Source organism: Fusibacter fontis (assembly GCF_055378735.1).
In genome coordinates, this window is the sequence record NZ_AP042445.1 from 3,171,812 (window position 1) to 3,191,412 (window position 19,601).

General features: G+C 37.8%; 17 protein-coding genes. 12 read left to right on the plus strand and 5 right to left on the minus strand.

All coding sequences use genetic code 11. The annotated features are described in order from the left end of the window. The first annotated feature begins 156 nt into the window (after window positions 1-156). The 3 genes from ACZ41W_RS14415 to ACZ41W_RS14425 all read left to right on the plus strand — a co-directional run bounded on the left by ACZ41W_RS14415 (window position 157) and on the right by ACZ41W_RS14425 (window position 3,476). Window positions 157-1,524, plus strand: a complete 1,368-nt coding sequence (locus ACZ41W_RS14415) for a carbohydrate ABC transporter substrate-binding protein (RefSeq protein WP_464312691.1) — start codon at window positions 157-159, stop codon at window positions 1,522-1,524. 126 nt (window positions 1,525-1,650) lie between these two features. Continuing rightward, the gene (locus tag ACZ41W_RS14420) at window positions 1,651-2,631 is read left to right on the plus strand and encodes a carbohydrate ABC transporter permease (RefSeq protein ID WP_464312692.1); all 981 of its coding nucleotides are present in this window, start codon (window positions 1,651-1,653) and stop codon (window positions 2,629-2,631) included. After that, the gene (locus ACZ41W_RS14425) at window positions 2,628-3,476 is read left to right on the plus strand and encodes a carbohydrate ABC transporter permease (protein WP_464312693.1); all 849 of its coding nucleotides are present in this window, start codon (window positions 2,628-2,630) and stop codon (window positions 3,474-3,476) included. The genes ACZ41W_RS14420 and ACZ41W_RS14425 overlap by 4 nt, the downstream gene beginning before the upstream one ends. Before the next feature lie 136 nt (window positions 3,477-3,612). Here the strand turns inward: ACZ41W_RS14425 and ACZ41W_RS14430 are convergent, their stop codons facing one another. After that, complete coding sequence (locus ACZ41W_RS14430; RefSeq protein ID WP_464312694.1) at window positions 3,613-5,349, minus strand: EAL domain-containing protein; 1,737 nt, start codon at window positions 5,347-5,349, stop codon at window positions 3,613-3,615. A gap of 159 nt (window positions 5,350-5,508) precedes the next feature. Further along, window positions 5,509-7,599 (minus strand): methyl-accepting chemotaxis protein, encoded by a 2,091-nt coding sequence (locus tag ACZ41W_RS14435; RefSeq protein WP_464312695.1) that lies wholly within the window; start codon window positions 7,597-7,599, stop codon window positions 5,509-5,511. Between the two features lie 180 nt (window positions 7,600-7,779). Between ACZ41W_RS14435 and ACZ41W_RS14440 the strand changes: the two genes are divergently transcribed. The 4 genes from ACZ41W_RS14440 to ACZ41W_RS14455 are packed head-to-tail and all read left to right on the plus strand — an operon-like array spanning window position 7,780 to window position 11,661. Further along, on the plus strand, window positions 7,780-8,283 hold the full coding sequence (locus ACZ41W_RS14440) for an N-acetyltransferase family protein (protein WP_464312696.1): 504 nt from the start codon (window positions 7,780-7,782) through the stop codon (window positions 8,281-8,283). A 21-nt stretch (window positions 8,284-8,304) separates the two neighbouring features. Further along, window positions 8,305-9,144: a PHP domain-containing protein gene (locus tag ACZ41W_RS14445; protein ID WP_464312697.1), complete on the plus strand. Its 840-nt coding sequence runs from the start codon at window positions 8,305-8,307 to the stop codon at window positions 9,142-9,144. Window positions 9,145-9,167: 23 nt separating this feature from the next. Further along, window positions 9,168-10,061 (plus strand): PstS family phosphate ABC transporter substrate-binding protein, encoded by an 894-nt coding sequence (locus ACZ41W_RS14450; protein WP_464312698.1) that lies wholly within the window; start codon window positions 9,168-9,170, stop codon window positions 10,059-10,061. Beyond that, complete coding sequence (locus tag ACZ41W_RS14455; RefSeq protein ID WP_464312699.1) at window positions 10,042-11,661, plus strand: RsiV family protein; 1,620 nt, start codon at window positions 10,042-10,044, stop codon at window positions 11,659-11,661. The genes ACZ41W_RS14450 and ACZ41W_RS14455 overlap by 20 nt, the downstream gene beginning before the upstream one ends. 29 nt (window positions 11,662-11,690) lie before the next feature. Here ACZ41W_RS14455 and ACZ41W_RS14460 read toward each other — a convergent pair whose 3' ends face one another. After that, entirely contained in the window at window positions 11,691-12,206 is a 516-nt protein-coding gene (locus ACZ41W_RS14460) for an HD domain-containing protein (RefSeq protein ID WP_464312700.1), read from the minus strand. 186 nt (window positions 12,207-12,392) lie between these two features. Between ACZ41W_RS14460 and ACZ41W_RS14465 the strand changes: the two genes are divergently transcribed. From ACZ41W_RS14465 to ACZ41W_RS14485, 5 genes are all read left to right on the plus strand, one after another. Next, complete coding sequence (locus tag ACZ41W_RS14465) at window positions 12,393-12,551, plus strand: hypothetical protein (RefSeq protein ID WP_464312701.1); 159 nt, start codon at window positions 12,393-12,395, stop codon at window positions 12,549-12,551. Then, entirely contained in the window at window positions 12,548-13,168 is a 621-nt protein-coding gene (locus ACZ41W_RS14470; RefSeq protein ID WP_464312702.1) for a GNAT family N-acetyltransferase, read from the plus strand. The genes ACZ41W_RS14465 and ACZ41W_RS14470 overlap by 4 nt, the downstream gene beginning before the upstream one ends. A 174-nt stretch (window positions 13,169-13,342) precedes the next feature. After that, the gene (locus tag ACZ41W_RS14475; protein ID WP_464312703.1) at window positions 13,343-15,685 is read left to right on the plus strand and encodes a putative bifunctional diguanylate cyclase/phosphodiesterase; all 2,343 of its coding nucleotides are present in this window, start codon (window positions 13,343-13,345) and stop codon (window positions 15,683-15,685) included. A 4-nt stretch (window positions 15,686-15,689) separates the two neighbouring features. After that, a complete protein-coding gene (locus ACZ41W_RS14480) occupies window positions 15,690-16,895 on the plus strand; it encodes an MFS transporter (RefSeq protein WP_464312704.1) in 1,206 nt (401 codons plus the stop codon). Further along, window positions 16,882-17,547 (plus strand): GNAT family N-acetyltransferase, encoded by a 666-nt coding sequence (locus ACZ41W_RS14485; protein ID WP_464312705.1) that lies wholly within the window; start codon window positions 16,882-16,884, stop codon window positions 17,545-17,547. The genes ACZ41W_RS14480 and ACZ41W_RS14485 overlap by 14 nt, the downstream gene beginning before the upstream one ends. A gap of 175 nt (window positions 17,548-17,722) precedes the next feature. Here ACZ41W_RS14485 and ACZ41W_RS14490 read toward each other — a convergent pair whose 3' ends face one another. After that, a complete protein-coding gene (locus ACZ41W_RS14490; protein ID WP_464312706.1) occupies window positions 17,723-18,076 on the minus strand; it encodes a magnetosome magnetite crystal formation protein family in 354 nt (117 codons plus the stop codon). A gap of 78 nt (window positions 18,077-18,154) precedes the next feature. Beyond that, a complete protein-coding gene (locus ACZ41W_RS14495) occupies window positions 18,155-19,597 on the minus strand; it encodes a 4Fe-4S dicluster domain-containing protein (RefSeq protein ID WP_464312707.1) in 1,443 nt (480 codons plus the stop codon). Window positions 19,598-19,601 lie beyond the last annotated feature (4 nt).

Sequence of the window (19,601 nt, forward strand, 5' to 3'; positions counted from 1 at the left end):
AGGTGTTGGAAACTGTTGTCTATAAAGGAAATTTTGTGAAAATGTCGAATATGTGAACAGTACCCGAATACGTTTGCAGAGAAGATGGTGAAGCAAAGGTCTTTTGTATTCAATGGTTAACATAAATAAGTTTAAAAAATTAGTAGGGGGCACACGATGAAAAAACTTTTAAGTTTATTATTGGCTGTATTATTGGTGTTCAGTTTAGTGGCATGTAGCGCTGAAAAAGATACCACAGAAAAAGCAGCAGACAATGGTTCAACAAGCACTAAAACAGAAGAAGGCAAAACAGTATTAAATGTTTGGTCATTTACTGAAGAAGTTCCTTCAATGGTTCAAAAGTATTTAGACACACATCCAGATTTTGCTGCTAAATACGAAATTAAAACAACTGTTATTGCAACAACTGATGGTGCTTATCAACCAGCACTTGACCAAGCACTTGCATCAGGCGGTGCAGATGCTCCAGATATCTTTACAGCTGAAGCAGCTTTCGTATTAAAATATACGCAAGGTGATGCATCACAATATGCAGCTTCATACAAAGATTTAGGCATTGATGTAGATGCTAAAATTAAAGAAGCAGATATCGCTCAATATACTGTTGATATCGGTACAAACAAAGATGGTAATGTTGTTGGTTTAGGTTACCAAGCAACAGGTGGTGCGTTTATCTACAGACGTTCAATTGCTAAAGATGCATTTGGAACAGATGATCCAGCTGAAATCGCAAAAGTGATTGGACCAGGTTGGGACAAATTCTATGCAGCAGCTGAAACTTTAAAATCTAAAGGATACGGTATCGTATCTGGCGATGGCGACATCTGGCATGCAGTTGAAAACAGCTCAGATAGCCCATGGGTAGTAGATGGTAAATTAGTAGTGGATCCAAAACGTGAAGCGTTCTTAGATCTTTCAAAACAATTAAAAGACAACAACTATCACAACGACACTCAAGACTGGCAAGATGCTTGGTTTGCAGATATGAAAGATGCAGGCGCTAAAAAAATCTTTGGTTTCTTTGGTCCAGCTTGGATGATCAACTACGTAATCGCACAAAACTGTGAAGACACATTTGGTGACTGGGCAGTATGTGAACCGCCAGTAGGCTTCTTCTGGGGCGGTACTTGGGTTCTTGGTTCAGCTTCATCTGAGAAAAAAGAAGCTGTTGGCGAAATTCTTGAGTGGATTACACTTGATACTTCAGAACAAGGCTTACAATATATGTGGGCAAACGGTACTTTAAATGGCGATGGCGGTACAAAAGATGCAGTTGCTTCTGGTACTGTAATGGCTAAATCTAATGGCGAATTAGAATTCTTAGCAGGACAAAATATGTTCGATGTATTTATTCCAGCTAACCAATTTGCAAATGGTAAAAACTTAACTCAATACGATGAAACAATTAACATCTATTGGAGAGATCAAGTTAGAGCTTACACAGCTGGTGAAAAAAGCCGTGAAGATGCAATAAAAGCATTTAAACAAATGGTTGCAGATAACCTCGATATAACAGTAGAATAAGATTGATAAGAGTTGAGGGATAGAACTTGAGCGTTTCATTTCTTGTTCTATCCCTTTCTTACTGAATGGCGCATGAGTCGCCTGAAAACAAACATTTTGCAAAGTATATATGGAGGTGAGTGAAATTTGAAACAAAGAAAAAACGTTAGCTATGCCAAGTACGGTTACATTTTCAGCTTACCTTTTATAATCGTATTCGCCATCTTTTCTCTGTATCCAATTATTTACACAGGTGTTATTGGTTTTACGGATTACAAAGGACTTGGCGTAAGTTCATGGCATTTTTTAGAAAACCCGTTCCAAAATTTTATCATGGTATTAAATAATGGTTCCTTTATACAAGCTCTTAAAAACACATTTATTATTTGGACTTTAAACTTTATTCCTCAGATATTGATGGCGTTATTACTTACCGCTTGGTTTACTTCAAAACGTAATAAAATGAGGGGCAAAGGCTTTTTCAAAGTATTATTTTATTTACCGAATATTATTACAGCAGCGAGTATTGCCATTTTATTCTATTCACTCTTTGGATACCCCGTAGGGCCTGTGAACAGTGTTTTGTTAAAATGGGGTATTATCGATGAACCAATTTATTTTCTAATTAGTAAAGCAAGCGCACGCGGAATTGTAGCCTTTATTCAATTTTGGATGTGGTACGGATATACCATGTTGATTCTGACATCAGGTGTACTTGGTATCAATCCGGAAATTTACGAAGCAGCTGAGATCGATGGAACAAATGGCATTCAGACATTTTTCTATATAACGTTACCAAACATCAAAACCATCTTACTTTATGTATTGATTACAAGTATGATTGGTGGATTGAATATGTTTGATATTCCGAAACTCTTTATGCAAGGCGGACCGGATAATTCTACATTGACTACGAGTGTTTTCATATACAATCAGGCCTTTAGCGGTAGTTATCTCTATAATAGAGCCGCTGCTGCAAGTATGATCATGTTTGTTATTATTGCTGTGTTCTCAGCACTATTGTTCTTTATCATGCGTGATAAAGATGAAATTGCCATTAAGAAAGAGGCAAAACGAGCAAAAAAAGAAAGACTTAGATTATTAAAAGAACAGGAGGCAAATGCATGAAGACAGTGAAGCAAAAAAGAAGTCCTATGTTCAAAATAGTTGTCTATTCTGTTTGTCTATTGTTAGCCATACTCAGCGTGTTGCCATTTTGGATTATGTTTGTCAATGCGACTCGCGACACCTATCAAATTCAACAAGAAGCATTATCGTTGATTCCATCATCACACTTTTTTGATAATATCAAAATATTGCTTGGTAAGACTTTTAATCCTATGAGAGGTTTAACCAACTCGATGATCGTTTCGGTTGCTTCAACACTTTGTACGGTGTACTTTTCAGCACTTACTGCATATGCGTTAGTGGCATATAACTGGAAAATGAGAAGTCCATTTTTCACATTTATCATGGCAGTTATGATGATTCCTGCACAAGTATCCGTCATAGGATTCTATCAATTTATGTATAAAATAGGTATGACGAATAACTTCATGGCGCTGATTTTACCGACAATCGCCACACCTACCGCGGTGTTCTTTATGCGGCAGTTCATGTTGTCTTCACTCCCACTTGAGTTAGTCGAAGCATCTAGAATTGACGGAGCAAGTGAGTTTTATACATTTAATAAAATCGTGCTCCCAATTATGAAACCAGCCATGGCAACTCAAGCGATCTTCTCCTTTGTATCGAGCTGGAATAGTTTATTCTTACCGCTTGTACTGCTTACGGACAATGAAAAGTATACAATGCCAATCATGGTAAGTTTACTCAGGGGAGATATTTACAAAACCGAATATGGCGCAGTGTATCTCGGTCTAACCTTAACAGTACTACCTATTTTTATCGCGTATTTATTGCTATCAAAATATATTATCGAAGGGGTAGCTCTCGGTGGTGTAAAAGGATAACAATTGATTCATTCAATAATCCCATAATGCTTCAAAGTTTCAAAAAAGACCTCAGTTATGAGTGCCAATCGCGTGTTGGCATTTAGACTGAGGTCTTTTGTTTGCAAGAGTCTTTCGTTAACTGAAATTTTTATGTTTATTGAATGACAACAGCGTTTCCCTCTTGCTGTTTTGCCATTTTTTTAGTTGTTGCAATGTACTTTGAAAGTTCTTCCATGTTTTTTGGTTGTATCCACTGATTGGTTACGACAGAGATTGAAAGCGTTGCAATAGGAAAGTTTTCGGTAAAACCATTTCGGTTCTTTGAAACGATATACCCTCTCGTCCAATCAGAATGAGAATAGAGGGGTTCAATTTCTTTTTGAAAGGTTTGAGTGATTTGGAAGCAAAGATCTCTCACTTCGTGATAATCAGTTACAATAACAAAATCGTCGCCTCCGATGTGTCCGAAAAATTCCCCTTCATTACAGCAAGCGTCAATCACTTGAGAGACAGCCTTGATCATCAAATCTCCGTTGCTAAAGCCATAGGCATCATTGTATGCTTTAAAATGATCTAGGTCTAAGTAAATAATGCTCCATGGTGTTGATTTTAAATGTGTTGTGTGAATCACTTGCTGAATTTGATGGTTGCCAGGTAACCCTGTTAAAGGATTGGCATCCGTGGCACGTTTGATTTGAACTTGTATAGAAGAAAGCAGGAGATCCTTTACAGAGACGGTACATAAATATTTTTCATCACGTGTAATGGCGATGGAGTCGTATACATAGTCGATTTTTCTCAGCATAGCCATCTCAGCTACTCTGTCGACAGATAAGTTTTCATCTACAACAAGGCATTCTCTTTCGATAATTTGACTAACTTTTGTTTTTCTTGATAAATGATAGCCATACTGGCCACCGAATTTCTCTAAGATAAGACGCCTTGTTAAGATGCCGCATACGGCTTCTTGGTCGTCTACGACAAAAAACTCAGTAATAGTTGGATTGTTTTTCATTTTTACAAAGATATCCACAGAGGAATCGTGGATGTGAACCGTTTGACATGGCTTTCCTAAGTCGGCAATTTTACAGAAAAACATCGGCATATAAGCGAGTTTTGTCTTATTATAGAGGGTTTTAATGAGCAGTTTTGTATCACTTGAAATTTTCACGAATTCAGATTGTGGACGCGACAGGTAATAACCTTGACCATAAGAAACACCAAGGCGAATAAGTGTTTTAAGTTCTGCTTCTGTTTCAATACCTTCTGCAATCAATTGAATATTGGCTTTCTTGCAAAAGTCAACCATGGCCGTTACCGCAGATTTTTTTACAGAATCGGTATCGATGTTTCGAACCAGTTCGATATCAATTTTGATAAAATCAGGTGCAATGATGCAAACTCGATTAAGTCCTGAATATCCAGATCCAAAATCATCTACTGCTATTTTGAAGTGCTGTTGTTGATAGTGTTGGACGGAAGTCATAAAGACATCTAGATTATCAATGGCTGTTTTTTCTGTGATTTCAAAGATAATATTGTTTTCTGGAATGCCATATTCGTGCAGTTTTTCATTGGTAAATCCCGACTGAAATTCTGGATCGTGCAGGACATTGGCATCGACATTGATAAAAATATAAGCATTCGCCGGTTTTGCAGCTGCATTTTGCAGTGCCATTTGACGACATAATTTTTCTAGTTCCCATGTTCGATGCGTTCGATGCGCTAAATCGAATAAGGATTCAATGTTTAAGTGACACTCAGCCGTGGTGATACGACTTAGAGCTTCATATCCGAGGATACTTCCGTTTTCCAGAGAGACAATCGGCTGAAATACAGTAGTAATCAACTCTTCTGCTAATATTTTTTCAAAGCAACTCAATTCGTCCATACAGTTTCCTTTCGATCATTTGTTTGTATTTTTATCATAACATTCAAACGTAAGGTCTCTGTAAAGAGCACGTTAAAAAAGATAGAATCCGAAGATTCTATCTTTTTCTATCTTTTGTTAAACAATTTCAATTTCCTTAGCGGGTACCTATCCCTTATGTTATAACTTAAAATGATCCGCCGTTTCTTTTAGAACATGTGCATAATCCAAAAGTTGATCACTTAGACGAGAAATGTCTTGAATTGCCGCAGATTGTTCTTCAGTTGAAGCAGACGTTTCTTCAGTTGAAGCGGCATTTTCTTCGGCAATAGCAGATAAATTGGTCATCACTTCCATGATATAATTGCGTTTATCCATCATGATTTGACCGGATTGGTTCATTTGTTCAACGTGTTGTGCAATGGTTTCAATGGCTCTTCTTATTGCAATAAAACCATTTTGAGTTTGATTCATTTCAATTAATTGTTCTTGTGTCGCCTGCTTCAAATCTTCGGCGATACGAACGAGCTGCTCTGCATCGCTATAGAGGGTCTCAATGGCTAAATCAATTTCACCAGTGGATTTTCTCGATTCTTCTGCAAGCTTTCTGATCTCATCGGCAACTACTGCAAATCCACGACCGTATTCACCCGCACGAGCAGCTTCTATGGAAGCATTTAAAGCAAGCAAGTTGGTTTGGTCGGAGATCGAAGCGATGAAACGGCTAACTTCTTTGATTTTGTTGACGTTTTCGTACGTTGAATCAACACTATGCGAAATTTCACTTACTTCTAGTTCTGTTTTATGAGCCTGAGTATTGAGGCGTTCTATAGAATTTGCGCCATCGACAACGACGTCCATCACTTTTTCAGTTTCTTTTTCGAGATCACTTAATGAAAGCTGATTGAGTTCAATGGATTTTCCAAGGTCAGCCACATTTAATGAGCCTTTTTCTGTTTCATTGGCTTGTTCAGCAGCACCTCGGGCAATTTCTGCGATTGTACGAGCGATGTCTTCTGAAGTCAAAGCAGATTGTTCAGCGCCTTCAGATAGATTGCCTGCAACGAGTGTCATCTGCTGAGATGAATGAAGCAGTTCTCCTGCAACTTTGTGAAGTTCCGTTTTCATATGGTCAAATGATTTCGCCAATTCACCGAGTTCGTCGTGGCGATTTAAAAGGACTTCATCTATTTGGATGTTCAAATCACCAGAAGAAAGGTGACTTGCAACCCCAGAGATTGAGGCGATTGCTTTGGTAATATGAGAAATGTATAAAAAAGTAATCGTTGCCATAATGGCAATTGCTATTGCAGAGGTTGATATGGCAATATTTCTCTGAAAGTTAGCACTTTTATTGATTTCAGATAGTGCAATCGTTGCGGACATCAGCCAAGTTGGGCCATCTTTTGTTAACAGGAGCGGTACAAATGCTGTATAATCGTCATTGTCGGACAATTCGTCCGTAGAGTACATTTTACCACTGAGGACTTGGTCTAAGATATCTTTACCTTTGCTATTATCGAGAAGTGAAAACGGTTTGCCGATTAACTCTGGATTTTTATGAGAAATAACGTTCCCTGTACCACTAATCAAGTTAACATAACCCGTTTCGAGTAACTTCACATTGTTTATGTTGGATAAAATATTATCGACTTCAATATCAATACCTGCACATCCATAGAATTTTCCATCGACGATAATTGGAACTGAAATGTCCACCATGTTGATAGGAACGCCTCCAATATCGTAAACAATCGGTTCAGAAATAGCCGTTTTGAGTGTGGACATTGGATCTAAATAATACGGATCTGTATCATACGCATAGCATCGATCAATCGCATACTGATCGCCATCACGATAGGCTAAAGGGACAAATCGACCTGCTTCATCTGAATCATAATTTCCTTTAAATTCACTATCCTTGCCGTCAAAAGCATTGGGTTCAAATACAAACCAAACATCATAGGCTTCTGGCTGATCTGACAAGATGTCTTTTAACATGCTATTGACATCTTCTCGGTTCAAGGTTTTTTCTTTAATCGCAACTTCCATAGAGGATGCCATGGTTTGAGCGACGTATAAATGTTTTTCAAAATAGTTTTTAACTAAACTGACTTCCTTTTGTAGTTGCTCCTCAATACTGGTTTCAGAAACGTTCTGAATGGAATTGTAAGAGATGATGCTAATTGTTGTGATTAGGACAATCAGCACGAGAATTAATACCCCGATAATGGTCGTTAACATTCGCATTTTGAGACTCATTTTACGCATATAGCCCCCTCCTTTTATGGTCAATTCTACAGACAAAATGATTGGAACATGTCATAATGTAAGAGAAGCTAGAATAGCTTAAATGTTCCCTGTAGAACTGCACTGCACGTATATAGAAGTTATACCTCATTGAAATGTGGATAAACACTAAGTTCATTATAAATTTAAAGGAGGCTTATTATGAAACGCTATGAAACATCTGTTGAACATTTTACAATACGATTTGCAGAAGTGTCGGATGTACCACTTATTTTACAATTTATCAAGGATTTAGCAGAATATGAAGAAATGCTAAATGAAGTTGTGGCAACAGAAGCTATTTTAATGGAATCGTTGTTTGAAAAGCATCAAGCAGAGGTCATCATAGGTGAGTTTCATGGTGAGCCGGTGGGATTTGCACTCTTTTTTCACAACTTTTCGACCTTCTTAGGGAAGGCAAACTTGTATTTAGAAGATTTGTTTGTTAAGCCTGAGATGAGAGGTCATGGATTTGGTAGAATTTTATTGGCATTTCTTGGGAAAATTGCTGTAGAGAGAAATTGTGGGCGATTGGACTGGTGGTGTCTGGACTGGAATGTGAGTTCAATTGAGTTTTATAAATCTATGGGTGCGAAGCCTATGAGTGATTGGACGGTCTATCGAGTTGAAGGCGAGCACTTATCGATGCTTGCGGATAAAGTGTAGCATAAGAGAGAGGAGATTTCATTGAAATTAGTTGATTTACACATGCATACAGTTGCGTCGGATGGGACGATGTTTGCATCTGAAATAGTGGAGGAAGTAAAAAGCAAATCTGTGAAGCTATTTGCAGTAACGGATCATGATTCTGTTGATATAATTGATGAAATGATGACACTTACGCGGGAAACAGATTTGTTATTTGTACCAGGCGTTGAAATATCTGTGAACTGTAGAGGGACTGAGCTGCATATATTGACGTATGGGATTGATACAGGCAATGAGGTGCTAAAAGACATATTAAAAGAGAATATTGCGATACGGGATCGTCACAATCAAGCGATTATTCAGTATGCGTGCGAGCAGTATCCACAGGTGACCCTTGAACTGTATGATCAATACCAAGAAGATGTCACAAGAGGTGGATGGAAAGCGGTTAATTTTTTAATGGATCATCAAGTGATTTCGGATTTACCGTCATTTTTTCGATTTATTCAGGAGTTTGGAGAGCCTTTGACTTTTATAGCCTATGATGAAGTGATTCCCAAACTTTCAAAACTAGGTTATACCTTAGTTCTAGCACATCCACCTGCCTACCAACAGGGGAGTCTGCTGTCTGAGACATTTTTGGATGAGCTTGTATCACTTGGCATATGTGGCATTGAATGTTATAGTCCGTATTACAAACAGAGCGAGGATTCACAGTACTACCAAAATTATTGTGTTCAAAGGGGACTATGGATAACAAGTGGATCGGATTATCATGGAGCGTTTATACCAACCCGCAAAATGGCACAGCCTCAGATAGACATGTCCATGGTAAGCGAGGCACATTTTACTCAGTTGGCGCTAAACGCTAAAAAGTAGTAACGTGATGGTAGAAGGGGGAGATGATTCGAATGATAAATAAAAGGCTCAAACTGGTAGTGGGAATCTTTATGTTGGGGCTACTTCTAATGGGATGCCAATCAAAACAGACAAAAGTTTCTATGACGATGGATGAATACCCTAAAGTGGATGGATCTACAGTGACGATTCCACTATCTGAAGCGGTCGCTGCATCTATAACAAATCAGACTGTTGAAGCAATTCGTCCTTATATTCTTCACAATAAGACCCACCAGGCATATGTCAATTTAATCGAAAAAACAGCGGATTTAATCTTTGTGACAGGTCCTTCTCAAGAGGAGCTTGAACTCGCTAAAGAGGCAAACGTTGAATTAGAAAGAGTTCCCATTGTAAGTGAAGGTTTTGTGTTTCTAACCCATAAAGATAATCCTGTGGAAAGTCTAAGCGTGAGTGAAGTTCAAGATATTTATATGGGAAAAATCACCAACTGGAAAGAAGTGGGTGGAGAAGATTTGCCGATAGTAGCCTTTCAAAGACCTGTGAATTCAGGTAGCCAAACGGGTTTTCTAGACCTTGTGATGAAAGGGAAAACCCCTATGGAAGCACCAACTGAAAAAGTAATTGCTGAGATGGGAACACTTGTAGATGCGGTCGCCAATTTCGATCAAAGTACAGCTGCAATTGGATATTCTTATTATTACTATGTAACTGATATGTGGGTCAATGACAATGTCAAGTTAATAGAGATTGATGATGTGTACCCGAATCAAGAATCCATCAGCGAAGGAACGTATCCATTTACAACGGCCTATTATGCTGTATTTAGAAAGGACTCGCCTCAAGATAGCAATGTGAGAAAAGTCGTCGATTTTATTTTGTCAAAGGCAGGTCAAACTCTGATGGAGGAAAATGGCTATGTTAAGGTGGCGCAATAAGTTGAGAAGAGGTCGCAGAATACAAGTGGCATGGATTCATCTATCACTGATTTTCTTGATGCTTCTTATAGGTGCTGGGTGTGAAAGGGTTCAAAAGCCTGATGAACAGACAGCGGATGTTCTATTTTCAACCTCTGAACCAGATTCGTATATTTATGTGAATCCATCTGAGATGAATCTTGAACCCAATCCACGAGACATTGAGTGGCTAATTTGCAATCCACTGGATAAAAAAAATATCGAAGAAATAAGAACGCTAGATACAACTGAGAATGATGCGCCTTCTAAATCGAACGAGGATTCATCGGCAAATGATCATCTGAGTTATCCTGTTTATAGCGGATTAATTAACAAGGCGGTAGAAGAGGGGATCAATCAGAGCATTTATGCATCCATTGATGAGGTCAAATCAGATTTGGATCCTAAGACGCTCCTCAATTACAGAGGAATTCGCAAGATCATACAACCAGAAACCACAATGCTCAGTCGATACATCTATGTCAGTGAAGGTTTTAATCACAATCATATCTTAAGTGTAGCCATTTATGCGTCTGCAACCTATGATGCGGTCATGAAGGAAATGACGGATGCTTATGTCTCGACCGTACGTATTCTGAACTTCGATCTCAATACAGGTCAACAAATCCCTTTGTCGTCCATTTTTACAGATGACTATGATTATGCCAAAGTGATCGATCAATACATACAAAATATGCTCAGTGAAAACGGTGCGGAAGATGAAACTAGTGGGCGATTTTGGGGCGCTTATTATCTAGTAAAACCATTTGATGGTATTCGTGAAAATCAGCTATTTTCAATGGATATCAATGGTTTAAATCTTTATTTTACTGAAACTGATGATCGATTTATTTCCGATTTTAGTACGATTCAGATCCAAATTCCTTGGTCGGTATTTGAAGACCATTTGGCATTTGATTCACGATTTATGCGAGACACAACCTCACTCTTTGAAAATACAGATGCAAATCGTGAGTTTGTAACGTATCATCAGACTGCTAATTACTCAGAAGACTATCAGGAGTTCACCGATCAAAATGTCAAGTACTCTTTTGTTGAAGTGTTTAAACCGGAAACTCCAAGTGAAGTCTACTCTGCGTTTGTCGAGCAGACGAAAAACACTCTTCGGTCATTGATTACGGAAAAAACCCGCGACTACGATATGTATGGTATGGTAAGTACCAGAAAAATTGGCAATTATACGAATTATTGTAGTGAAATTTATCAAAGTGAGGGAACCTCTTCACGGGTAATTCGAGAGATAGCACTCTATAAAAATGAAAAATCCACTGAAGTCAAGTTGACTTTAGCGGATTTGTTTAAAGCGAATAGTGCTTATGAAACTCTAATGACTGAAGCGATTTATCAAGACATCCATTCGGAAAATGATCCGTCACATCTACGAGATATCGCTTCAAAAATGACCAAAGAAAGCATAAGACAGTGTCTTAGAACTGTGGAATTTGAGCTTTACACGACGGGAATCGTCTTCTATATACCGATTAATGAGGTGAATGACTATTGGTCTGTCATGATTCCGTTTAACAAACTAGGTATTGAGCATTTGACGATTTTTGATTAGACGAAACTTAATTTTAAGCAGATGTGATGCTACACCTTAAATGAAATTTGAGCTGTAATCATGTCGAAAAAACGATGATGTTTTTTCGAAAACACTTCTCGTATCGTACAGTATTTATCTGCCATTGAAACGAGAAAAGCTTCTGATTTTAAAGGCGGCTTAAGCGTCAGCGGCCACATATGTTTAATGATGATTTCTTCCTCAAGTGTATTGATTTCAAAGTGATATTTGGCATTTCGAAGGGCAACTCTTGGATGTGAAAATCCATGAAGGCCTTCTGAATGACCACTAATATGCCAGTCGTAAAGAAAAAAATCGTGCAAAAGAGCACCTCTTGCTGCAGAGTGGTAATCTCGTTTAAAGTATTTACACAGTTTATAACTCGTGTAGGAGACATGGAGGCTATGCTCTAGGCATGTGGTATCTCCATGCTGAATATACGCATTCATAGACTTTACGGCATCGTGGTGAATTAAATCTTCTATGATTGAAATGTATTCTTTAAAGGCATCCATGTCGACGATGACCTTGCTTTTATAAAACATGACAGACTCCTTAAAACTTCATTAGAATTCTATTAATTTATGTGTTTATGACTGGATGGTAATGCATTTCATGATATAATGAATTCAGCTATTTTGCAATATTTTATCAATATTTTATCAATACATTGATACCCGTTTCTTGGCAGTTTATGCGATTTGATAAAATTGAAAGTTAAGGAGGCGCTAATGAAAGCAACAAAATATGGATTAGATAAAGTGAAAGCAGTTTTAGGTTTTATTGGTACGATTTTGATCGTCACATCGTTTTTATTTATGGGTTTTTTAACCATCATTAGTTTGCTTTCCAATAGTGCATACAAAAAAGTTACAAGAGGTAAGGCATGATTTCATTAAAAACTGATCGACTTGAAATTCGCGATCATGTTCAGGAAGACTTAGAGGATTTATACTCATTAATTGGTAACCGTGAAACGATGTCCTATATTATGGATCTTTATGCATGTGATCATAACGCTGCTTTGGAAAATTTATCGGTGGCGATGCAGGCTCAAAAAATGATCAATCGCGATAAATATTTCTTTGCTATTATTGAAAATATATCCGGACAGTATGTAGGTGAAATTGGATTTACAGTGGTGTCATCTGCGTTTGTCGGTCAGGCTGAAAATGCTGAAAAAGCCAATTCTGAAAATGCCAATGCGTACGCAAGGAATTCGCTAGTCGAACTTGGGTATTTTATTAAACCAGAGTTTTGGAATATAGGGTATGTCACTGAAGCTGTCAAATGTCTCATCACATACGCGTTTAAGGAACTTGGTATTCATAAAATCACTCTGGGTTGTGTGAAGGATAATGGTGCATCTGAGGCAGTAATGAGAAAAGCTGGATTTTATCACGAGGGCACTTTAAATGCGCATCAACTGGTAAATGGACAGTGGAAAGACCGTGTTTTATATGGTATGACGAGAGAACAATATGTTCAAAACAATCAAGTCACATAAAAAGAAATTCAATAAGACTTATATTTGAACATAAAGAATTATATTTATTAGATAAGGATTACAGTTGTTTTGAATAGAATCTAAATGTGGTATATTAGAACTATACACAGATTATGTCTGGTTGGTATGGTTCTTTTTTTTCATAAATGATTAACAGAGTTTTGGAGGTAGCGCGTGAATCGTACGAATCGTGTACTCGTTCAAGCATCATTGGTGCTGGTGATGATATTAACTGCATCCTATATGTATTCAACTTATTTTTTGCCACATGAAATAAGTAATCTCATTGCGCCTTTTGTTAGTTTTTTTTCTACAATCCTGATTGTTATGACAATTAAATATAAGAATTTTTTTAAGTTGAGTTGGATTTTAATCGCTGGAGCTATTATTTCATGGGGGATAGCAGATACCATTTGGTTAGTACAATATAATTTTATGGGGTTAAATCCAGAAGAATCCGTTTTAATCACCTATGTATATGTAATTCCGAACTTTTTTATTTTAGCAGCAGCGGTTAACTACCTCATGAGCAACTTGAAAAAATGGCATTCATTTCAATTGATATTGGATGGTATTGTTATTTTTTTATTGATTATGGTGACACTGAGGTATAGCATTTATAATCACATGGATTTAAGCCAATTGACAATTCACGAGAATATTGTCAATATTGTGACGATGATAACGGATATTATTTCATTGGGGATTGTGATCATGTTAGTTTCGTCTGCACGACAAGCTTCCATAAGCCGAACGATGAAGTTTATTATTGTTGGCTATCTAGCTTATCTGTTGACAGATTTCAGTTATTTATATGCTGTTTATGTATCGGACTTTTATCCAAATACTTTGATTGATAGTATGTATCTCGTAGCCTTTACTGTTTGGGCGATGGCTTCATATACGGAATGGATTGATCCGAGTCTTGTAAAAAATCCAGATTACTATATCGGATTTCAAAATCGTGGTGATAATCGTAAATTATTGTATTTTATTTGCATTCCGCTAGTGATGTTTATTCAAGGATCGCTTGTCCTTGAGGGATTTATTGTTGTTGCTATTTTCACTTTTTTTTACTATTTTATGAGTTCTTATATCCAAGTCGCCATTAAAAATGAAGGCTTGCTAGAAAGTGAAAAAATACTCAATGAACGATTAGAAGAGATAGTCGCTGTTAGGACGTCAGAAGTGAAAAAAATGTATGATGTTCAAGCAAAATTACTCGTGACGGATGGTTTGACCCAGTTGAGCAATCGAAAACATATTATGGAAAAGATTGATCAAATGATCGCAGAGGGCGAAAAAAACTTTGCTTTGTTTTATTTAGACATCGATGATTTCAAAGTTGCTAACGAAATTCACGGTCATGAAATGGGCGATAAGATTCTCATTCGCACGGCCCATCGCTTAGAATCGTTAAAAAATACGAATATCCTGGTTGGACGATTGAGTGGGGATGAATTTGCAGTTGTTTTTTGTAAAGACAATCCAATTGAAGAGTCTGAAATCTATGATTTGTGTCATCAAATTAAGTTGATTTTTGAACCAAAGATGGTTTTGGATGAATATGCCTTTGATGTGACTGTGAGTATGGGGATCTCAATCTATCCGGTTCACGCAACGACTCGAGAAGAAATCGTGAAGTATGCGAATCTCGCGATGTATCAAGCTAAGAAAAATCATTCTAAAAATCGCTGTATGCTTTATTCTCGAGACATAGGTGACTATATCAACCGAAAAAATAAAATGGACGTTTTACTCAAAACCATCGATTATGATCAAGAATTTTCTCTAGTGTATCAACCTCAGTTTTCCGTAGATGGCTCTGTTTTGATAGGTGTTGAAGCATTGATTCGATGGAATAGTGTAGAGTTGGGATTTGTTTCGCCGCTAGAGTTTATACAGGTAGCAGAAGAAACTGGTGCAATACTTGCCATTGGACGATGGGTGATGAGAACCGCATTTAAGCAAGTCTCAGATTGGAATCAACAGTTAGAATCACCTTTAGTAATGGGGATTAACCTATCGCCACTTCAGTTTGATAGCGTGGATTTTTACTTTGAAATTGAAAGATTATTACAAGAATATCAAGTTGAATCCAGCTGGATCGATTTTGAAATTACGGAAAATAGTGCGATGAATTCTGGCGCTGCTATGGAAGACGTATTCTCTGCGCTGAGTAGTCTAGGTGTGAGTATTTCTATTGATGACTTTGGCACGGGATATTCTTCTCTTAGTTATATTAAACGTTTTGATCTCGATCGACTTAAAATTGCAAAAGAATTGATTGATCACATTGTAGAGAATCATGAAGAACGAGTCATTATTAAAGCCATTATCCTTATGGCGTCCGGAATGGGGCTTAAAACCATCGCAGAAGGTGTGGAGACAAGAGAGCAGCAAGAAATTCTTCAAACACTTGGCTGCGATGCAATACAGGGGTATTATTTCAGCAAGCCGCTTTCTAAACATGATTTTGAAAGGCAGTATTTGACAGCATTGCGAAAGAAGGCATAATCGTATGGAACAATGGAAAAAAAATTTAACCACTTTATGGATTTCACAAGTGATCTCATTGACCAGCTTTGGATTTGGAATTCCGTTTATTCCATTTTTTATACAGGAGTTAGGGGTAACAGATCCTGAACAGCTAAAAATTTACACGAGTCTATTAAGCGGTGCTCCAGCTATTACCATGGCGTTGATGTCTCCTGTATGGGGGATATTGTCAGACCGATTTGGGCAAAAACTCATGATCCAGCGAGCGATGTTAGCTGCGGTGTTTATCATAGGTGCAATGGGTTTTGCGAAAACAGTTTTATTTCTCGTTATTTTAAGATTTTTACAAGGCTTTTTTACAGGAACCATTACGGCTTCATCTGCATTTGTGGCAGTGAATACGCCAAATGATAAGTTGTCATACTCGCTTGGAATTTTATCTTCTTCTACCTTTGTTGGCTATTCGTTAGGGCCTCTATTGGGCGGTTTAGTTGCTGAAAATTTTGGATATCGCGCGAGCTTTTTTGTCGGAGGCGCGTTGATGCTCCTTGGATTCTTCATTGTGACGTTCTTCCTTAAAGGAGAGAAAAAACCAACTATACAGGTGAATGCGGCAAAAGTGACATCTGAAAAAGGGTTGAATTTTTTAACTGGAAGCATCTTGATACTGCTTGTAATGTTGTTTTTACAAAGGATCATTCGAACGTTGTTTACGCCATTTATTCCACTGTATGTGCAAGAGTTAACACATCACGTTGAAGGTGCCGCATCCACTACGGGGATGATCAATGGACTCATTGGATTTGTAACGGCAGCATCCGCTATAATGATCAGTCGATTGGGTGACCGTTATGATAAAATGTGGCTTATTCGGGTGATGCTCATCCTCAGTGTTTTGGATGTGCTTATGTTAAATTTAACATCGGGTATGTGGGGATTTGTCGTATTCTATACGCTGTTATTCTTGATTATTGGTGGCGTTGAACCTTTGATTACCTCGACGACTGCGGAGATGACACGACCTGAAAAACGCGGTACCCTATTTGGGATTCAAGGACTTGTAGGAAGCCTGGGATGGATGGTTTCGCCTGTAATTGGAGGATATGTCTCGGTCGTTTGGGGCATACGCTGGCTATTTTGGGTATTGTTTGCTTTCTTGCTCATGAATGTCATGGTTGGGTTTATCATTAAAAAAAGAAATGAAGGTGAGGAACATGATAATTGTTAGAAGGGGTTCAAGAGAAGAAATGGAGAGTATGTATCCTCTATTTTGTGAGGAATTCCCACCAGAAGAGAGAAAAACACTGGATCATTTACGCCATTTATTGGATTTGGGGCGTTATAAATTCATGATGGCAGAAGTAGATGGAATAGGACCGATTGGATTTTCTTTTCTATATGAATCTAAAGATAAGACTTTTTATTGGCTCGATTATATCGCGATTGAGAAGTCTTTTCAAAGTAAGGGGTATGGTTCTCAGTTTTATCGGGCCCTTTTAGAGCATGAACCTACCATAGAACAAATTTTTATTGAAATAGAAATACCTACAGGCAGAGATGACAATCAATTGAGACGCATTCGATATTACGAGCGCCTAGGGGCAACAGACTTAGGACTTGATTATTGGTTACCTACTCCAGAGGGGTGTTTATCCATGTTTTTGTATGGTGCGAAGGATTCGAGTCACTGGACGAATGAACAGTACTTGACCGCAATACAAGAAGCGCTTAATTATATTCATGCAGATTTAGAGCATCTTCCTGAGGTACTTTCAAAGATCGTGAATCAAAATCGGAAATTAAATAGTGATATAAATAGTAATTTAAAGAGCGATATAAATAGTAATCTAAATAGTAATTTAAATAGGGATATAAAATGAAAAGACACTTATATTGAAAAAGTGTCTTATAGTTAAAGATGAAGTCTGCGCACGAGCGTAGACTTTTTTTATCGTTTCTATGAGCGATATTTTTATTAGAAAGGGTAAATTGAACTTAGAAAATTTAATAATACATGATTTTGGCACTTAAAAGGTAATTATGCAATTTCCACAACTATTTAATCAATTTAAATGTTCCGATGAAAGGCAATTCTTTTTCTTCACCATTAAGGGCATTGATCACTCCTAGTACTAAAAATACAAGGCATCCTACCCATCCCAATGGCGCGATAATAAACCAACCAATAAAAGGAATAATCGTACCGACAATACTGACTGCAATCCATAGAAGCAGTAAAATGAGTCCTTGATTTGCATGAAATTTACCATATGCTGAATTTGGCGCGGCTAATAGAGGGATGAAAAATACGAGATAAGCAAGCGCAGCGATCATTTTATTGTCTTCAATATCCTTTTGACGATTGTCTTGTTGGTTGTTTTGTTGATTGTTTTGTTGATTGTTTTCCATTGTAAACCTCCCAAAATAGATTTGGTTGGTTCATACCCATTTTTAATTCAAAATAACAATAAATATTGAAATGATTAGTTATTCTAGGCAAATTTGATGAGGTGAAAATATTCTAAGTGCATTTTCTGGTGTGTCCTCAATGGCAATTTTTGCGTAGGCTTCAATGGCCTTAGCATCTTTTGGACCGTGATGCATGGTAACGGGACCTTTGATGCAACCGCCTTTACAAGCCATTCCTTCGATGAAATTCGCCTTTAAACGATGATATTTTAAAAGTTTGAGTGCTTTGTCACATTCTGTAATGCCATCGCAGATTTCAACCGTTATCGTCTGGCTTTCTCCAGTGTCAATCCCCTTATGACTCAAATAATGTTGTACGGAAAGACTGAGGCCACCTGTGCTTGCAAATTTTCGACCATAATAAGACGCGTTATTTAAAGGGAGCGATTCTAAAGTGGTTAGATCGATTCCCTTTGCCTCAATGAGAGCAAATAGCTCTTCAAATGTGAGAACATAATCCGTATCAAATGTATAAGATTTTTCCACCTTTTTAGCGATACAAGGACCAATAAAAACCACAATGGCCTGTGGGTCAATAGATTTAATGAGACGCGAAGTCGCGGTCATAGGCGAAACGGTTTTTGAAATATGATTCGTGAGTTCTGGATACGTTTTGTGAACGTATTGAACAAAACTTGGGCAGCAGGAGCTCGTAAGCGTCTTTCCCTCGCCTACGCAGTGAAGCAATTCTTCAGATTCATGTTGAGTGACCAAGTCTGCTCCGAGTGCTGCTTCTATGATATCTCTAAAACCCAGTATTTTTAGACCTGAGATGACTTGTCCTAGATCAACATAGTCAAACTGAGTGGCAAAAGCAGGTGCTAAAACAGCATAAACAGGTTGTTTTTTTGATTTAAGTGCTTCAATGACCGGTAAAATTTCGGATTTATCTTGAATAGCGCCAAAAGGACAGTGATAAACACATGCACCACATGAAATGCACTTGTCGTAATCAATCACAGCTTTTTTTCTAAAATCAATCTGAATCGCTTGAGTTGGACATTCGCGTTTACAAGGCCTCATAACATCCGCAATGGCATTATAAGGACAGCTTTCCTTGCATTTACCACATTCAATGCATTTGTTGTGATCAATATGTGCTTTACCAGCTGTAATCTGAATGGCATCTACAGGACAAATATTTTGACAACGATGCGCAAGACACCCGCGACATGTTTCTGTTACGACATATCGATCTACAGGGCACTGGTCACATGCAGACTCTAGTACTTCGATGATTCCGGGGATGTTCTTCTGACCACCCATTGCGATTTTCACGCGATCAGCACTTATTGCGCGTTCATGGTAAATACAGCATCGGTATTTTTCGTCAGGACCTGGGTTGACGATTTGAGGAATTCGTGCACAGTTTTCTGTCAATGTCCCTTCAAAGGCAAACCGAGCCACTTCAGTTAAAACATTACTCTTGATGTATTGAACGAGATTTTCATATTTTCGCATATTT